General features: G+C 62.8%; 15 protein-coding genes. 1 reads left to right on the top strand and 14 read right to left on the bottom strand.

All coding sequences use genetic code 11. The features are described from left to right. Positions 1-11: 11 nt before the first annotated feature. From ACNOHI_RS20145 to ACNOHI_RS20090, 12 genes are all read right to left on the bottom strand, one after another. Positions 12-845 (bottom strand): ATP-binding cassette domain-containing protein, encoded by an 834-nt coding sequence (locus ACNOHI_RS20145; protein WP_420476492.1) that lies wholly within the window; start codon positions 843-845, stop codon positions 12-14. 16 nt (positions 846-861) lie between these two features. Next, the gene (gene ssuC, locus ACNOHI_RS20140; RefSeq protein ID WP_420476491.1) at positions 862-1,695 is read right to left on the bottom strand and encodes an aliphatic sulfonate ABC transporter permease SsuC; all 834 of its coding nucleotides are present in this window, start codon (positions 1,693-1,695) and stop codon (positions 862-864) included. A gap of 10 nt (positions 1,696-1,705) precedes the next feature. Then, positions 1,706-2,860 (bottom strand): FMNH2-dependent alkanesulfonate monooxygenase, encoded by a 1,155-nt coding sequence (gene ssuD, locus ACNOHI_RS20135; RefSeq protein ID WP_420476490.1) that lies wholly within the window; start codon positions 2,858-2,860, stop codon positions 1,706-1,708. Positions 2,861-2,890: 30 nt separating this feature from the next. Continuing rightward, a complete protein-coding gene (locus tag ACNOHI_RS20130) occupies positions 2,891-3,883 on the bottom strand; it encodes a sulfonate ABC transporter substrate-binding protein (RefSeq protein ID WP_420476489.1) in 993 nt (330 codons plus the stop codon). A gap of 11 nt (positions 3,884-3,894) precedes the next feature. Continuing rightward, complete coding sequence (locus ACNOHI_RS20125) at positions 3,895-4,866, bottom strand: sulfonate ABC transporter substrate-binding protein (RefSeq protein ID WP_420476488.1); 972 nt, start codon at positions 4,864-4,866, stop codon at positions 3,895-3,897. 148 nt (positions 4,867-5,014) lie between these two features. Further along, positions 5,015-5,605 (bottom strand): NADPH-dependent FMN reductase, encoded by a 591-nt coding sequence (gene ssuE / locus ACNOHI_RS20120; protein WP_420476487.1) that lies wholly within the window; start codon positions 5,603-5,605, stop codon positions 5,015-5,017. A gap of 30 nt (positions 5,606-5,635) precedes the next feature. Beyond that, the gene (locus tag ACNOHI_RS20115; RefSeq protein ID WP_420476486.1) at positions 5,636-6,643 is read right to left on the bottom strand and encodes a sulfate ABC transporter substrate-binding protein; all 1,008 of its coding nucleotides are present in this window, start codon (positions 6,641-6,643) and stop codon (positions 5,636-5,638) included. Between the two features lie 154 nt (positions 6,644-6,797). Then, a complete protein-coding gene (locus tag ACNOHI_RS20110) occupies positions 6,798-7,295 on the bottom strand; it encodes a GNAT family N-acetyltransferase (protein ID WP_420476485.1) in 498 nt (165 codons plus the stop codon). Positions 7,296-7,400: 105 nt separating this feature from the next. Further along, positions 7,401-7,823, bottom strand: coding sequence for a DoxX family protein (locus ACNOHI_RS20105; RefSeq protein ID WP_420476484.1), 423 nt, complete (start codon positions 7,821-7,823; stop codon positions 7,401-7,403). Positions 7,824-7,925: 102 nt separating this feature from the next. Then, positions 7,926-8,324: a diacylglycerol kinase gene (locus tag ACNOHI_RS20100; RefSeq protein WP_420476483.1), complete on the bottom strand. Its 399-nt coding sequence runs from the start codon at positions 8,322-8,324 to the stop codon at positions 7,926-7,928. Next, a complete protein-coding gene (locus tag ACNOHI_RS20095; RefSeq protein ID WP_420476482.1) occupies positions 8,321-9,727 on the bottom strand; it encodes a LutB/LldF family L-lactate oxidation iron-sulfur protein in 1,407 nt (468 codons plus the stop codon). Before ACNOHI_RS20095 ends, ACNOHI_RS20100 begins: the two co-directional genes overlap by 4 nt. Beyond that, positions 9,727-10,461 (bottom strand): (Fe-S)-binding protein, encoded by a 735-nt coding sequence (locus ACNOHI_RS20090; protein WP_420476716.1) that lies wholly within the window; start codon positions 10,459-10,461, stop codon positions 9,727-9,729. Before ACNOHI_RS20090 ends, ACNOHI_RS20095 begins: the two co-directional genes overlap by 1 nt. A gap of 172 nt (positions 10,462-10,633) precedes the next feature. Between ACNOHI_RS20090 and ACNOHI_RS20085 the strand changes: the two genes are divergently transcribed. After that, a complete protein-coding gene (locus ACNOHI_RS20085; protein ID WP_420476481.1) occupies positions 10,634-11,425 on the top strand; it encodes an IclR family transcriptional regulator in 792 nt (263 codons plus the stop codon). Between the two features lie 27 nt (positions 11,426-11,452). Here ACNOHI_RS20085 and ACNOHI_RS20080 read toward each other — a convergent pair whose 3' ends face one another. Further along, positions 11,453-12,307 (bottom strand): CheR family methyltransferase, encoded by an 855-nt coding sequence (locus tag ACNOHI_RS20080; RefSeq protein ID WP_420476480.1) that lies wholly within the window; start codon positions 12,305-12,307, stop codon positions 11,453-11,455. Continuing rightward, a partial coding sequence (locus tag ACNOHI_RS20075) for a response regulator (RefSeq protein WP_420476479.1) occupies positions 12,292-16,031 on the bottom strand: 3,740 nt, incomplete at its 5' end. The genes ACNOHI_RS20080 and ACNOHI_RS20075, both read right to left, overlap by 16 nt.

The following is a 16,031-nucleotide window of genomic DNA, read 5'->3' as shown; positions in this document are numbered from 1 at the left end:
AAAAGTGTGTGTCAGATCGCCCATGCGACCTGGTTGACGGTTTTCAGCAGGGACACGTCGCCCAGTGCCGTGTCCGGTTTTGAAGCGGGATGCCGGAGGACCCGCGAGAGCACGTATTCCTCCAACTGCGCGAATGTGGCGCTGCCCCTGGCGCGTGGTCGCGGCAGCGAGATGCGTTCGTCAAGGGCGATCTGCCCGTCCTCGATCAGGATGACGCGGTCGGCCAACGCGATGGCTTCCTGCACATCGTGCGTGACCAGCACGGCGGTGAAGCCACGCTCCTGCCACAAGGATTCGATCAGTTGCTGCATCTCGATACGCGTCAGCGCGTCGAGGGCGCCGAGCGGTTCGTCGAGCAACAGCAAAGCGGGCTCATGGACAAGCGCGCGGGCAAGGGCGACACGCTGGCGCTGCCCGCCGGACAGCACTGCGGGCCACTCTTTCGCCCGATCCTCGAGGCCGACGTTCTTCAGGGCCTGCAGCGCCTTATCCCTTGCGCCGTCCAGTCCCAGCGCAACGTTATCGAGCACGCGCTGCCACGGCAGCAGGCGCGAGTCCTGGAACATCACGCGGATCTCCGGCGCACGCGGCGGGTCGTACTGCGAACCGAACACGATGCGGCCGTTGTCCGTGGTTTCCAGGCCGGACACCAGGCGCAGCAGCGTGCTCTTGCCGCAACCACTGCGCCCTACCACAGCGACGAATTCCCCCGCCGCGATATGCAAATCGACAGCCTTCAGCACATGCCGTCCGCCGTAGGCTTTCCAGAGCCCCTGCACCTGGACCTGCACGCCGCGCGCGGATGCCTTGCTGAGCTGCTGGTTCTCTCTCTTGTCATTCTTCATGCTGACTGCACTCCCTTCATGATTGATAGCCCGGGTGCCAGCGCAACGTGACACGCTCGACCGTCCGCGCAAGGACGTCGGCGAACTTGCCGAGCAGCGCGTAGAGCAGGATGCCGACCAGGACCACGTCGGTCTGGAGGAATTCGCGCGCATTCATCGTCATGTAGCCGATGCCCGACTGGGCGGAAATCGTTTCGGACACGATCAACAGCACCCACACCAGGCCGAGCGAAAAGCGCACGCCGACCAGGATCGACGGCAGCGCGCCGGGCAGGATCACGTCGCGGTACAAGGCCCAGCCTGACAGACCATAGCTGCGCGCCATCTCGATCAATCCCTTGTCCACCGAGCGGATGCCGTGGAAGGTGTTGAGGTAGACCGGGAAGAACACGCCTACCGATACCAGGAACAGCTTCGCCGCCTCGTCGATGCCGAACCAGAGGATGACCAGCGGGATCAGCGCCAGCGCGGGGATGTTGCGAATCATCTGGATCGTGGTATCGAGCAAGGTTTCCGCCTGCTTGAATGTGCCGGTGAGCAGGCCGAGCAGCAGTCCCAGTCCGCCGCCTACAGCAAATGCCGACAGGGCGCGCCATGCGCTGGTCTTGACGTGTCCCCAGAGCTCTCCGGATTCGGCGAGCGTCCACGCCGCACGGAGCACGGCGAGCGGTTCCGGCAGGATGCGGCTGGACAGCCACCCGAATTGCGCCGCCAGCTGCCACGCCAGGATCAGGCCGGCAGGGACAACCCAGGGCGCGGCCCGGGACAGTACCGCGCGATCCCAACGCCTTCCTTGCGCAACGCTTGCCGGTACAGCAGCGGCATCGATTTGTAGGGAAGTTGCCGACATGTGTTCCTCCTCAGCTCTGGGAAACTTTAGGCAGGAATCCATTGGCCACTACTTCGCCGAACGGACCGGTCAACGACGCGCCGTCCTCGCCCGGCCGCTTCCGTCCGAGCAAGGGGAAGACCAGCTCCGAGAAGCGGTAAGCCTCCTCGAGATGCGGATAGCCGGAAAAGATGAACGTCTCGATGCCAAGGTCCGCGTACTCCTTGATGCGCGCGGTAACCGTCTCCGGATCGCCGACCAGGGCCGTTCCGGCCCCGCCGCGCACCAGTCCGACGCCAGCCCACAGGTTGGGCGACACCTCGAGCTTGTCGCGCCTGCCGCCATGCAATGCCGCCATGCGGCGCTGGCCGACGGAATCCATCTTCGCGAACGCGGCCTGCGCGCGTGCGATCACCTCGTCGTCGAGGTGGCTGATCAGTTCGTCGGCCGCCTTCCATGCCGCTTCGTTGGTCTCGCGCACGATCACGTGCAGGCGGATGCCGAAGCGCACTGTCCTGCCGTACTTCGCGGCGCGGGCACGTATGTCGGCAATCTTTTCCGCCACGGCCGCCGGAGGCTCGCCCCAGGTGAGGTAGACGTCCACCTGCTCGGCCGCCAGTTCGTGCGCCGCTTCCGACGAGCCGCCGAAGTAGAGCGGCGGATGCGGCTTTTGCACGGGCGGGAACAGCGTCTTCGCCCCCTTCACCTTGATGTGCTGTCCCTCGAAGTCGAAGCCCGCTTCCTCGCCCTCCCCGGCCAAGGCCGCGCGCCAGACGCGCAGGAATTCCGATGAAATGTCATAACGCGTCGCATGATCGGCAAACAAGCCGTCCGCTTCCAGCTCGCCCTGGTCGCCGCCGGTGACCACATTGACCATCAGGCGCCCGCCGGACAGCCGGTCGAAGGTAGCCGCCGTCCGGACCGCCAGGCCGGGGGTGCTGAGACCCGGACGGATGGCGACGAGGAACTTCAGGTTCTTCGTCGCGCCGATCAGGCTGGAGGCGACCACCCAGGGATCCTCGCAGGAGCGGCCCGTGGGAATCAGCACGCCGTCATAGCCGCTGGTATCGGCCGCGACCGCGACCTGGCGCAGATAGTCGAAATTGACCGGGCGCGCGCCGCGCGTCGTGCCCAAATAGCGGCTGTCGCCGTGCGTGGGTAAAAACCAGAATACATTGAGACTCATGGGCATTTCCTTTCGTTGCCGGTGGCAATATCAATTCGATTTCGCTTGCTGCTGGGGCGGCTGCCAGAACACCTCCTTCACCCGGATTGGCTTCGGGATCAGGTTCTGGCGGTGGAAGGTGTCCGCGATCACCTGTTGTTCCTCGCTCATCTGCTGCGTGAGGTAGGCCACCGGGGAACGCGGGCGTCGTGTCAGGTAGGTGTCGATCGTTGCATGGTCCAGGCCGGTGCTCTCGGCGACGATCCGCACGGCGTCGGCGTGGTTGTGCTTGACGAAGGAATCGCTCTTCGTCAGTTCCTCGAACAGCAGGTGCACCACGTCCGGATACTTGTCGGCGAAGGTCCGGCCTGCGAGATAAAACGTGTGGTTGCTGACCAGTCCGCGGCTCGTCGCCAGGACACGCGGCGACAGCGCCTTTTCGATGGCGGCCCAGTACGGATCCCAGATCACCCAGGCGTCCACGCTGCCGCGCTCGAAGGCCGCCCGCGCATCAGCGGGCGCGAGATACACCGCCGTAATGTCGCTCCACTGCAGGCCGCCCTGCTGCAAGGCGCGCAGGGTGAGGTAATGTGCGCTGGAGCCTTTCTGCAAGGCCACCTTCCTGCCCTTCAATTCGGCGATCGACCTGACCGGCGAATCCTGCTTCACCAGTACCGCGCTGTTGTCCGGCTTGGCCGGCTCGGCCCCGACATAAACGAGGTTGCTGCCCGCGGCTTGCGCAAAGATGGGCGGCGTGTCACCTGTCATGGCAAAGTCGATGCTGCCCACGGACAGCGCTTCCAGCATCTGTGGTCCCGCGGTGAATTCGAACCACGTGGCCTTGACGCCGGGAAGGCGCTGCTCCAGTCCCTTGCGCTGCTTGAGCAGCGTCAGGTTCACCGAGCTTTTCTGAAATCCAACGCGCAGCTCCTTCGGCGGTGCGGCCTCCGCATGCGTCATACCCCAGAGCGACAGGCAGACCGCCGCCGCCGTGCTGACGGCGATGTTGATGAAGAGACGCCGTGTCTTCGAGGAAAACGTCATCACCCGCTCCCTCACAGTTTCGCCTGCAGCACGGCGTCCCTGACCGTGATCTTCTTCGGGATCAGCTTCAGCTGCGCGAACACGTCGGCGATCTTCTGCTGCTCGGCCAGCACGGCGTCATTGATCGGCGTGACGCCATAGGTATAACGCGATGCGGCCAGCTCGACGATGGGCACGTCGAGCCCGATCTGCGACGACAGGATACTCGCCACTTCCTTGATATTGGCCTTGCCCCATTCGTCGACCTTCACCAGCTCTTCGATGATGAGTTTGATGACGTCCGGGTTCTTGTCGGCATAGGGACGCGAGGCGAGGAAGAACTGGTGGTTGGCGACCAGGCCCTTGCCGTCGGCAAGGATGCGCGCACCAAGCTGCTTTTCCGCGGCGGCCAGGAAGGGATCCCAGATCACCCAGGCGTCGACGCTGCCGCGTTCGAAGGCGGCGCGGGCGTCGGATGGCGGCAGGAAAACGGTTTCCACCTCCTTGTAGTCGAGGCCGGCCTTTTCCAGCGCCTTGACCAGCAGGTAGTGGACGTTCGAGCCCTTGTTCAGCGCGACCTTCTTTCCCTTCAGGTCGGCGACGGTCTTCAGCGTGGAGTTTTTCGGCACGACGATGGCTTCGCTCAGCGGCGCCGGCGGTTCATTGGCGACGTACACGAGATTGGCGCCCGCCGCCTGGGCAAAGATCGGCGGCGCCTCACCCACGGTGCCGAAGTCGACGCTGCCGACGTTCAAGCCTTCCAGCAATACCGGGCCAGAGGGAAATTCTGTCCATTTCACGTCGATGCCCTGCGCGGCGAGCCGCTTTTCCAGCGTGCCGCGAGCCTTGAGGATGGTGAGCGTGCCGTACTTCTGGTAGCCAATGCGCAGCGTGCCCTTCGATTGCGCCAGCACAGCCTGGGGCAAGGCGGATGCGAGCGCCGCGGCGGAGAGCAAACCGAGCGTCTGGCGTCGGATTTTTCGCTTGTCATTCGAAATCGTCATGTTGATATCCTTTTTCTGTTTGATTGCGACAGGAAATACGAATCCCTCCGCTCAGGGACGCGGATAAGAAAGCCGCAACGCGGCCGCTCTCGAACGGAGGAGAAAAACTAATGAAACCGGAACAGCGAAGGAAAGCGTGAAGCTTCCGTCAGACGCTACATCGCACCTGGGAGAACGGTACGGAGGGGAATGCAGTGGAACGCGACGCACGCAGCGCGTGCAAATTGGTGGAGAGGTGCTGGACGCCGGCATCGACGCGCTGCGCGATGCCGGGATCAAGCGCCAGGCCGGTTTCGGCGTTCCAGACAATCTGCGCGTCGGTTGCGTAGATGCTGGGAAGGATTTGCCGCGCGCCGAGGGCCGACAGCACCGGGCGCAGCGCGTAGTCGAGGGCGAGCATGTGGGACTGGCTGCCACCGGTCGCCAACGGCAGGACCAGCTTGCCGGCGAAACCGTCCTGCGGCAGCACATCGAGGAAGGCTTTCACGATGCCGCTATACGCGGCCTTGTACACCGGCGTGCCGATCACGATGGCGTCGGCCAGCTCGACCTGCGCCTTGGCCTTCGTCAGCTCGGCATTCTTGAAGTCGGCATGCAGCAATGCCTGCGCTGGAAGATCCAGCACCTGCAGTGTACTGATGCCGTGGCCGAGCGCAGCAAGGCGCTCGCCGACATGGTGCAGCAGCCGCGTGGAGCGGGAGGGGATCGACGGGCTGCCGGCCAGCAGGAGGATGCTCATGATTCTTCCTGTCCTTGTCCGATGCGCGCCTTACTTGCGGCCCGGCTGGTAGATCTGGTCGAAGGAGCCGCCGTCGGCGAAGTGCGCCTTCTGCGCCGTGCTCCAGCCGCCGAACGCTTCATCGATCGTGAACAGCTTCACTTTGGGGAATTGCGCCGCATACTTCTTCGCAACCTTCTCGGAGATCGGACGGTAGTAGTTCTGCGCGGCGATTTCCTGGCCCTCGTCGGTGTACAGGTAGTTCAGGTAGGCTTCGGCCACCTTGCGCGTGCCCTTCTTGTCCACGACCTTGTCGACCACGGCGACCGGCGGTTCGGCAAGGATGCTCAGCGCCGGTGCGACGACTTCGAACTTGTCCGGACCGAGTTCCTTGATGGCGAGGATGGCTTCGTTCTCCCAGGCGATCAGCACGTCGCCGATGCCGCGCTCGACGAAGGTGGTGGTGGCGCCGCGCGCGCCGGAATCCAGCACCGGCACGTTCTTGAAGATCTTCGCCACGAAGTCCTTGGCGGTGGCTTCGGAGCCGCCCTGCTGCTTCAGCGCGTATCCCCACGCGGCGAGGTAGTTCCAGCGCGCGCCACCGGATGTCTTCGGGTTCGGTGTGATGACGGCGACGCCAGGTTTGGCGAGGTCATTCCAGTCCTTGATGCCCTTGGGATTGCCCTTGCGCACGAGGAAGACGATGGTCGAGGTGTAGGGCGAGCTGTTGTGCGGCAGGCGCTTCTGCCAGTCCTTGGCGAGCAGGCCCTTGCCGGCGATCTCGTCGATGTCATAGGCCAGCGCCAGCGTCACGATGTCGGCGTCGAGGCCGTCGATTACCGAGCGCGCCTGCTTGCCGGAGCCGCCATGCGACTGCTTGACGGTCACGTTATCGCCTGCCTTGCCCTTCCACTGGGCCGAGAAGGCCTTGTTGAAGTCCTGGTACAGCTCGCGCGTCGGGTCATACGACACATTCAGCAGCGATACATCGGCGGCCTGGACGGCCGGGGCGATCAGTGCAAGCGCCAGCGCGGACTGGAAAAATTTCTTGAGCAACATCTGTCTTCTCCCTGAGGAATCTGGTTTCCGAAGTCGACAGGTTAAAGAAGCGCTTATGCAAAAAGAACGAATACTTTTGTGCTTCTTTATGCATTACGCATATATAGGATCTACAGGCGAAAAAAAGGCCGCGGGAGGCGGCCATCGGTCTGGCTCAGGATTGCCGGCCACAGCCGCAACCACCGGGAAGCTTTTTCGTCAGCGAAACGGCATCGGTGCCAAAGGCGGTTCTTGCCGGACCGCAATTTTCAAATCCGTGGCGCTCGTAAAAGTGCTGTGCCGACAGGGTGCTGGCGACCTGCATCGTGCGCAGGCCCCACTCCTTTGCCTGCCGCTCCAGCGCCTCGAGCAGCGCCTTGCCGGTGCCTGTGGAGCGAACCTCGGGAGAGATATAGAAGAGAACAATGCGCCCCTGGCGGGTCATGATCGCCACGCCGACCAACGCGTCGCCGCTACAGGCGACGATGGAATGATGGGTCGCGCACTCGAACCAGGAGGCCACATTTTCGGGCGTCTTGTTCCCCAGCCACGCGGCAAGGATGCCGGCATCGTTACGATGGTCTTTGGCACAACATTCCGAAATCGAGCGGCACAACATATGGCAGGCCGGGGCGGCATCCGCTTGCGTGGCGGCTCTGATGACTGCATTCATTCCAGCACCAAACAATACTTCCTGTTACTTGGGAAGGCCGGCGCTGGCAGTCGCCCCGGCCTTGGTTTCGGCTGGAAGAAAGTATATCAGTGAACGCGGGAAAGCTTAGTTCAGCCGGCCGTTGATGCCACCCAGGCTGTAGCGCCCCGCTCCGAGGAACGCGATCGCGATGGCAGAGAACAGGAACATGCCCTGCAGCTCCAGCGCCCAGCCGCCCGTCTTTCCGAGAGTGAGCAGTTCGCCCATATGAACGAGGCCAATGGCGACGATCATGTTGCCGGCGATGATGACCGCCGCCAGCCGGGTCCAGGCGCCGATCAGCATGAGGATGGGCGCGAGCACCTCCCCGACGAGCACAAGATAGGCAAGCGCACCGGGCAGGCCATTCTTCTCCAGCATGCCGGCGATGAAGCCGACACCGCCGGTGATCTTCGCCACGCCGTGCAAGAGGATCAGGACGGCGAGCGCGACTCGCAGGATGAGCTTGCCGGTGTCTTCCGTTGTTCTGCTGGGGACGGTGTCTCTCATAATGACTCCTTCTCAGGTTGGCGCTTTCGCTCCACGCATTATGCGCCGCTTGCCGACGGCGCGTATTGCGTCTTCTTAACATTGCCGGGTCTTACCCCGGGCTCAGCGCAGGAGCAAGGGGCCAACAATGAGCAGCCAGGCGATGCCGGCCAGGGTCAACGCCAGGAACACGGCGGCGCTGCCGAAATCCTTGGCGTTCTTCGACAGGGGGTGGCGTTCGAAGGAGATGCGGTCGACGACGGCCTCGATAGCGGAATTGATGAGTTCGACGATCAGTACAAGGAACAGTACCGCGATCAGCGTGATCTTTTCCAGCGCGGAAACCGGCAGCAGCAGCGCAATGATCACGCCGGGCACGACAAGCACGAGCTCCTGCCGGAACGCATGCTCGCTTTTCCACGCAGTACGAAAACCGTACATGGAATACAAAAAAGCGGCGTAAATCCGCTTTACGCCGCTTTTGCTCTTGAACTCGCTTACCTGTTGCTGGTGCTGTGTCATCGTCGCTGTTTGTATAACTCGCGGAATGTCTTGCCGCTCGGCGCGGGCATTTCGCGATGGTCTGTCCATCCGCCGGCAAATGGCAGTTTCGAGATCGTCTTGCTATTGCCCGCCATCATGCGCATGAAGCGTACACCGATTTTGGTGGCGAGTCGATAAAGCGCCGGGCGCTTGGCGACGAAGGCCCAGAGAGTCAGGCTGAGGCGTTCTGCCTTCGGGCGCAGGTTCTGTTCCACCTGCTTTTCGCGCAATTTGCGCAGCAGGTCAGGCAGCGGAATCTTCACCGGGCAAACGACGTGGCATTCGCCGCACAGGGTCGAGGACTGCGGCAGGTCGACGGCATTCTCGATACCGACATAGGAAGGCGTCAGCACGCTGCCCATCGGTCCCGGATACACCCACCCGTAGCTGTGGCCGCCGATTTTCTGGTACACCGGGCAATGGTTCATGCAGGCACCGCAACGAATGCAGCGCAGCATTTCCTGGAAGTCGGTGCCGACCAGGTTCGTGCGGCCCGCATCGACCAGCACGAAATACATGTGCTCCGGTCCTTCCACGTCGGCCTCGCGCTTCGGGCCGGTGAGCAGGGAAACGTAGTTGGTGATCGACTGGCCGGTGGCCGAACGCGGCAGCAGGCGCAGCACGGTCGCGAAATCCTCCAGCGTCGGCAATACCTTCTCGATACCGGTGACCACAACGTGCACCTTGGGCGGCAGGATGGTGCACATGCCCTCGTTGCCTTCGTTGGTCACGATGGCAACCGAACCGGTTTCGGCGATCACGAAATTGCCGCCGGTGACGCCCATGTCGGACGACAGGAAATGCGGACGCAGCATCTCGCGTGCCTCACGCGTCATCTGCGGAATATCGGTCAACCGCGGCCGGTTGTGCACGCGGGCGAACAGGTCGGAAATCTCGTCCTTGTCCTTGTGCACCACGGGCGCGACGATGTGCGACGGCGCCTCATTGTCATTGATCTGGAGGATGTATTCGCCGAGGTCGGTCTCGACCGGCTGCACGCCGGCGGCTTCCAGCGCCTTGTTGAGCGCCATTTCCTCGGACACCATGGACTTGGACTTGGTGACCTTCTTCACGCCGTGCTTCTTCGCGATTTCGACCACGAGGCGCGAGGCGTCTTCAGCGCTTTCCGCGTAGAGCACGGTCGCGCCGCGCTCGGTCGCCTTCTTCTCGAAGGTGTCCAGCCAGACGTCGAGGTTTTCGATGGCGCGCATGCGGCGTTCTTTCGCCGCGTTGCGCGTGCCTTCGAAGTCATCCAGTTCGAGGATGGCGGACGCGCGCCCGGCGACCCACTTGGTGGACAGTTTCTTGAGGTTGGCCTGCAGGCGCTTGTCCGCCAGCTTTTCGCCCACGCGGGCCTTGAAATGCATCGACTGGACTTGCATTACGCGTCTCCCGCCAGGACTTGCGCGACATGCAGCACGCGCGTGGTGTTGTCGCCGGTGCGGCGCAGGCGGCCTTCGATATTCAGCATGCAGCCGAGGTCGCCGAGCACGACCGCTTCCGCGCCGGAATCCTGGATGTTCTTGCACTTTTCATCCACGATCGCCGCCGAGACGTTGCCGTACTTGAGCGAGAAGGTGCCGCCGAAGCCGCAGCACTGGCGATGGTCCTTCATTTCCTTCACGGTGACGCCCGCCTTTTCCAGCAGCGCGCGCGGCTGCTTCTGCACGCCCAGCTCGCGCAGGCCGCAGCAGGAGTCGTGGTAGGTCACCGGGCCCTTGATGCTGTTCTTGCCTTCGCCGGGAAGCTTCTCGATCTTGACGACGTTGTACAGAAAGTCGGTCAGTTCGAAGACGCGCGGCGCAAGGGCCTGCATGCGCGCCAGCCACGCCGGATCGTCCGAGAACAGGTCGGTGTAATGCGTCTTGACGTGACCGCCGCAGGAGCCGGACGGGATGACCACGTAATCGAAGCCCTCGAATTCCTTAACGAACTTTTCGGCGAGCGCGCGCGCCGCCTTGCGGTCGCCCGAGCTGTAGGCCGGCTGGCCGCAGCAGGTCTGGTTTTCCGGCACCACGATCTCGCAGCCTGCCGCCTCCAGCAGCTTCACGACGGAAAAGCCGATTTCCGGCCGCATCATGTCAATCAGGCAAGTATGAAAAAATCCGACGCGCATCATGCTGTCCTCGAGTTTTGCAAGGTCTCCATTATGTGCGCCGATGCCCCTCGGGAAGTCGTTTGATACGGATGAAATAATTTAGAGACTTCCTCCAAATATTTTTCGCACGACTTTTTCATTTTTTCACCATGTGATATAAAGAGGCTTATTGCAACGCACCAACCACGATATGAAACAAGAACCGACCGCCGAGAACAGCCAGATTTCGATCCAGGTGATCGAGCGGATGATCTCGCTCCTCGACGCGCTCGCCCAATATCCCGATCCGGTGAGCCTGAAAGAGCTGTCGACCGTGACCGGCCTGCATCCGTCCACCGCTCACCGCATCCTGAACGACCTCGTTGTAAAGCGTTTCGTCGACCGCGCCGAAGCCGGCTCCTACCGTCTCGGCATGCGTCTATTGGAACTGGGCAACATCGTCAAAAGCCGCTTGAACGTGCGCGAAGCCGCGCTCGACTTCATGCGTGCCCTGCATCGGAAGACCCAGCAGACGATCAACCTGTCGGTCCGCCAGGGCGACGAGATCGTGTACATCGACCGCTCCTTCTCCGAACGCTCCGGCATGCAGGTGGTGCGCGCCATTGGTGGCCGGGCACCGCTCCATCTTACCTCCACCGGCAAACTTTTCCTGTCCGCGGACGATCCGAAACAAGTGCGTGCGTACGCAACGCGCACCGGTCTCGCCGGCCACAACAAGAACTCGATTACCGACTTGGTAAAACTCGAAAGGGAATTGAGCCTGGTCCGCGCGCGCGGCTACGCGCGCGACAACGAAGAACTGGAACTCGGCGTGCGCTGCATGGCTGCCGGCATCTACGACGACTCGGGCAAGCTGATCGCCGGCCTGTCCATCTCGGCGCCCGCCGACCGCCTGCAGGAAGAGTGGGTGGAAGACCTGGTCAGCACGGCCAACCAGATCTCTGCCGTCCTTGGCTACGTGCCGCAAGGTGCGGCCGCCTGAAGGGAACGCGGGCCCCTCGCCCGCTCCCTACACCACCCTCCGGTAAAGCCCCTGCTCCTCCGCCACCGCCTTGTAGCGTGACACGAAGGGCGCTGCATTCAATCCCTCGTCGTTTCCGACGCTCAGGATGCCAAACACCGGCATGCTGTCGTAAAACAATTGCAGTGCACGGCGGTGCAGTGCCGAGCCAAAGTCCGACAGCGCATTGCGGCACACGATGAACTGGAACTCATTGAACGAGGCATCGGTGGCGAGGCTGTACTGTGCCCAAGTCACATTCGCTCGCAATGCCGGACTGAACACGCCCTTGCCGCCCGTCTCGCTGCAATAGCGCGCAAAGTCGGCGCGCCCGCCACACCGGCGGTAATTGTCCGCATATTCCGGCCAGCGCTCGAGCGTGAATTCGCCCGACCGCGCCTCTTCCAGCAGGGATTCATTCGCCGCCGTCGCGAAGATCTGCGTCTTGTCGTAAAGCCCTTCCTCGTTCAGCAGGATGGCCAGCGCGCAGACCTCTTCGGGCGCCACGCATTCGGCCACCCACACCTTCGGCGATGGGCAGGAACGCAGCCATGGCACCATCACCTCGCGCAAGGCGTGGAAGTAGGCCGGGTCGTCGAACAGTCCCGCCGGCTGCATGCTGAGCGCGCGCAACAGGACCGTGCTTGCCTGGTCGTCGTGCAACACCCTGTCCTGCAGCAGCGACACCGTCTTGAGTCCGGCCCCGCGCATCAGGGCATGCAGTCGCTGCCTCACGCTCTCGCGCCGGTAACCGCGGAAATCCTGCCCGAAGCGGTGGTATACGCCTTCGAGCAGCAGGTCGATCTCCAGGTCTTCAACGGTTTGCATCCGCTCCGTCACGATGCCACCTACTGGTGCAGCCATACCCGCATCAGCGACAGCAGCTGCGCCACATCCACCGGCTTGGTGATGTAATCCGACGCGCCGGCTGCCAGGCACTTGTCGCGGTCGCCCTTCATCGCCTTCGCCGTCAGGGTGATGATCGGCAGCGATTTGAAGCGCGGGATCGCGCGAATGGCGCGCATGGTGTCATAGCCATCCATCTCCGGCATCATGATGTCCATCAGGACGATCTCGATGGTCGGATCCTTTTCCAGGACTTCGATGCCGTCCTTGCCGTTCTCCGCGAACAGCACCTTCATCTGCTGGCGCTCGAGCACGGAGCTCAGCGCGAAGATGTTGCGCAAGTCGTCATCGACGATCAGCACCTTGCGTCCCGCCAGTCCGCCATCCTCGACGTGGATGTCCTCCAGCATGCGGCGCTGCAGTTCCGGCAGGCTGGTCGGCGAGCGGTGCAGGAACAACGCCGTCTCGTCGAGCAAGCGTTCCGGCGACCGGGCATCCTTGACGACGATGGTTTTGGCGATACGCTTCAGGCGCGTGACATCCTTGCGGCTCAAGTCCTTCGCGGTGTAGACCACCACAGGCAGGTCGCGCAGCGTGATGTCGTCGCCGATCTTGTCGAGCAGGTCGAAGCCGCTGATGTCGGGCAGGTTGAGGTCAAGCACCATGCAGTCGAAGTGCGAAGCATGCAAGGATTCCATCGCTTCCTTGCCGGTGCCCACGGACACGATCTGCACGTCACCGGAACCGATCAGGTTGACGATGGCATCGCGCTGCATCGGATCGTCTTCCACCACCAGCAGGCTGCGCTTGCCGCGCACGAGGAACTGCTGGATGCGCGTGAATTCTTCCTGCAGGCGCTCGCGGTTGACCGGCTTGTGCAGGTAGGAAATCGCTCCCTGGCGCAGGGCCCGCTCGCGCTCCTTCAGGTTGGTCATGACGTGCACCGGGATATGGCGCGTGCCCGGATCGCGCTTCAGCCGCTCGAGGACCGTGAAGCCGTCGATATCCGGCAGATCGATGTCCAGCAGGATCGCCGCCGGCAGGTAATCACGCGCAAGCGTCAGCGCCGAATCGCCGCTGTGCGTGATGATGCCCTTGAAGTTCTTCTCGCGCGCGTGGTCAAGCAGCACGCTGGCAAAGCGTGCGTCGTCCTCGACGATCAGGACGGAGGGATCGCCCGGGGCGATCAATGCGCGGTCGTCGGACGAACTCTCGTACGGCACGTCCATCACTTCCACGCTGCTCCGCAGGTGCTGCGCCTCCTCGCCGGACGTCCCGCGATCAAGGTTGTGAATGACTGCCGATTTCACCACCGGCCCTTCTCCCCCACCTTGCTGCAGGTCATAGTTGACGAAGCCTGCACGGTTATACGGCAGATAGAGTGTAAAGGTACTGCCGGCGCCCACTTCACTTTCCACGCGGATCTCGCCCCCGAGCAGTCGGGCCAGCTCGCGGCTGATGGACAGGCCGAGGCCAGTGCCACCGTATTTGCGCGCGGTACTGCCATCAGCCTGCTGGAATGCTTCGAAGATCAGCTGCAGCTTGTCGCCCGGAATACCGACACCGGTATCCGTCACCGAGAATGCCAGCACGGCATCGGCCTGGTTCAGGTTCGGGTGGTCGTGCGTCCAGCCGGACTTTGCCATGCTGATCTTGAGCGAGACTTCACCGCGGCTGGTGAACTTGAACGCATTCGACAGCAGGTTCTTCAGGATCTGCTGCAGGCGCGTGGTATCCGTCATCATCGCGACCGGCAGGTTGTTTTGAAGGTCCACCGAGAAATTAAGCTGCTTGGCTTCGGCCATGTGGCGGAAGGTGCGCTCGACATAGCCGGACAATGTGCGGAAGCGGTACTCGCTCACTTCCAGCGTGACCGTGCCCGACTCGATCTTCGACAGGTCGAGGATGTCGTTGATCAGCGTCAGCAGGTCGCTGCCGGCGCCGTAAATCGTGCGCGCATATTCGACCTGGCGTTCGCTGAGGTTGCCTTCCGGGTTGTCCGACAACTGCTGCGCCAGGATCAGCAGGCTGTTCAGCGGCGTGCGCAGTTCGTGCGACATGTTCGCGAGAAACTCGGACTTGTACTTGGAGGACAGCGCGAGCTGGGTGGCTTTTTCTTCCAGCGCGAATTTCGCCTGTTCCACTTCGCGGTTCTTGCGTTCCACCTCGATGTTCTGCTCGGACAGCAGGCGCGCCTTCTCGGCCAGTTCAAGGTTGGTCTGCTGCAGTTCCTGCGCCAGCGACTGCGACTGCGTGAGCAGCGATTCGGTACGGCTGTTGGCTTCGATGGTGTTCAGCACCACGCCGATCGATTCCATCAACTGGTCGAGGAAGGACAGGTGAGTTTCAGTGAATCGGTCCAGCGACGCGATTTCGATCACGGCCTTGACCTGTTGTTCGAACAGGATCGGCAGCACGACAATGTTGGTCGGCGGCGCCGCACCGAGTCCGGACGAAATCTGGATGTAATCGCGCGGCACATTGGTCAGCCACACGCGTTGCTTCTCGACCGCGCACTGCCCGACCAGGCCTTCGCCCGGCAGGAACGACGTCGGCAGCTTGCGGCTGGAACGGTAGCCGTAGCTCGCAATCATGCGCAGGCGCGCGTCGTTTTCCTGCGAGTCCATCATGTAGAACACGCCGTGGTGCGCGCTGACCAGCGGGGCGAGCTCGGACAGGATCAGCGTTGTCACCGCGGAGAGGTCCCGCTGGCCCTGCAGCAGACGGGTGAAGCGCGCCAGGTTGGTCTTGAGCCAGTCCTGCTGCGCGTTCTTCTGCGTCGTCTCCTTCAGGTTGCGGATCATCTCGTTGATGTTGTCCTTGAGGTCCGCCACTTCGCCGCGCGCTTCCACCTGGATCGAGCGTGACAGGTCGCCGCGCGTCACCGCCGTCGCCACTTCCGCAATCGCGCGCACCTGCGTGGTCAGGGTCGCCGCCATCTGGTTCAGGTTTTCGGTCAGATCCTTCCAGGTACCCGCCGCACCCGGCACCGAGGCCTGTCCACCCAGCTTGCCTTCCACGCCCACTTCGCGCGCCACGGTCGTCGCCTGGTCGGCGAACACCGCCAGCGTGTCGGTCATTTCGTTGATGGTGTTGGCCAGCGCCGCAATTTCGCCGCGCGCCGCCACCGTCAGCTTCTTCTTCAGGTCGCCATTCGCCACCGCCGTCACCACGCCCGCGATACCCCGCACCTGCGCGGTCAGGTTCGCCGCCATGAAGTTCACGTTGTCGGTCAAATCCTTCCACGTACCGGCCGCGCCTTCCACCTGCGCCTGGCCGCCCAGCTTGCCTTCGGTGCCGACCTCGCGCGCCACACGGGTGACTTCCGACGCGAACGAGGAGAGCTGGTCCACCATCACGTTGATGGTGTTCTTCAGTTCAAGAATTTCGCCTTTCACGTCCACCGTGATCTTCTTGGACAGGTCGCCGCGCGCCACCGCCGTCGTCACTTCCGCGATGTTGCGCACCTGGCCGGTCAGGTTCGACGCCATGAAGTTCACGTTGTCGGTCAAATCCTTCCACGTACCGGACGCACCCGGCACGTTCGCCTGGCCGCCGAGACGGCCTTCGGTACCCACTTCACGCGCCACACGGGTCACTTCCGAGGCAAACGAGCGCAGTTGATCCACCATGGTGTTGATGGTGTCCTTCAACTGAAGAATTTCGCCGCGCACGTCCACGGTAATCTTCTTCGACAAGTCGCCGTTCGCCACCGCGGTGGTCACGTCGGCGATGTTGCGCA

The sequence above is a fragment of the Noviherbaspirillum sp. ST9 genome, from assembly GCF_048799745.1.
In the GTDB taxonomy this organism is placed as follows: domain Bacteria; phylum Pseudomonadota; class Gammaproteobacteria; order Burkholderiales; family Burkholderiaceae_D; genus Noviherbaspirillum.
The sequence above is the reverse complement of the archived record's forward strand: the minus strand, read 5'-3'. Positions and strand labels throughout refer to the sequence as shown.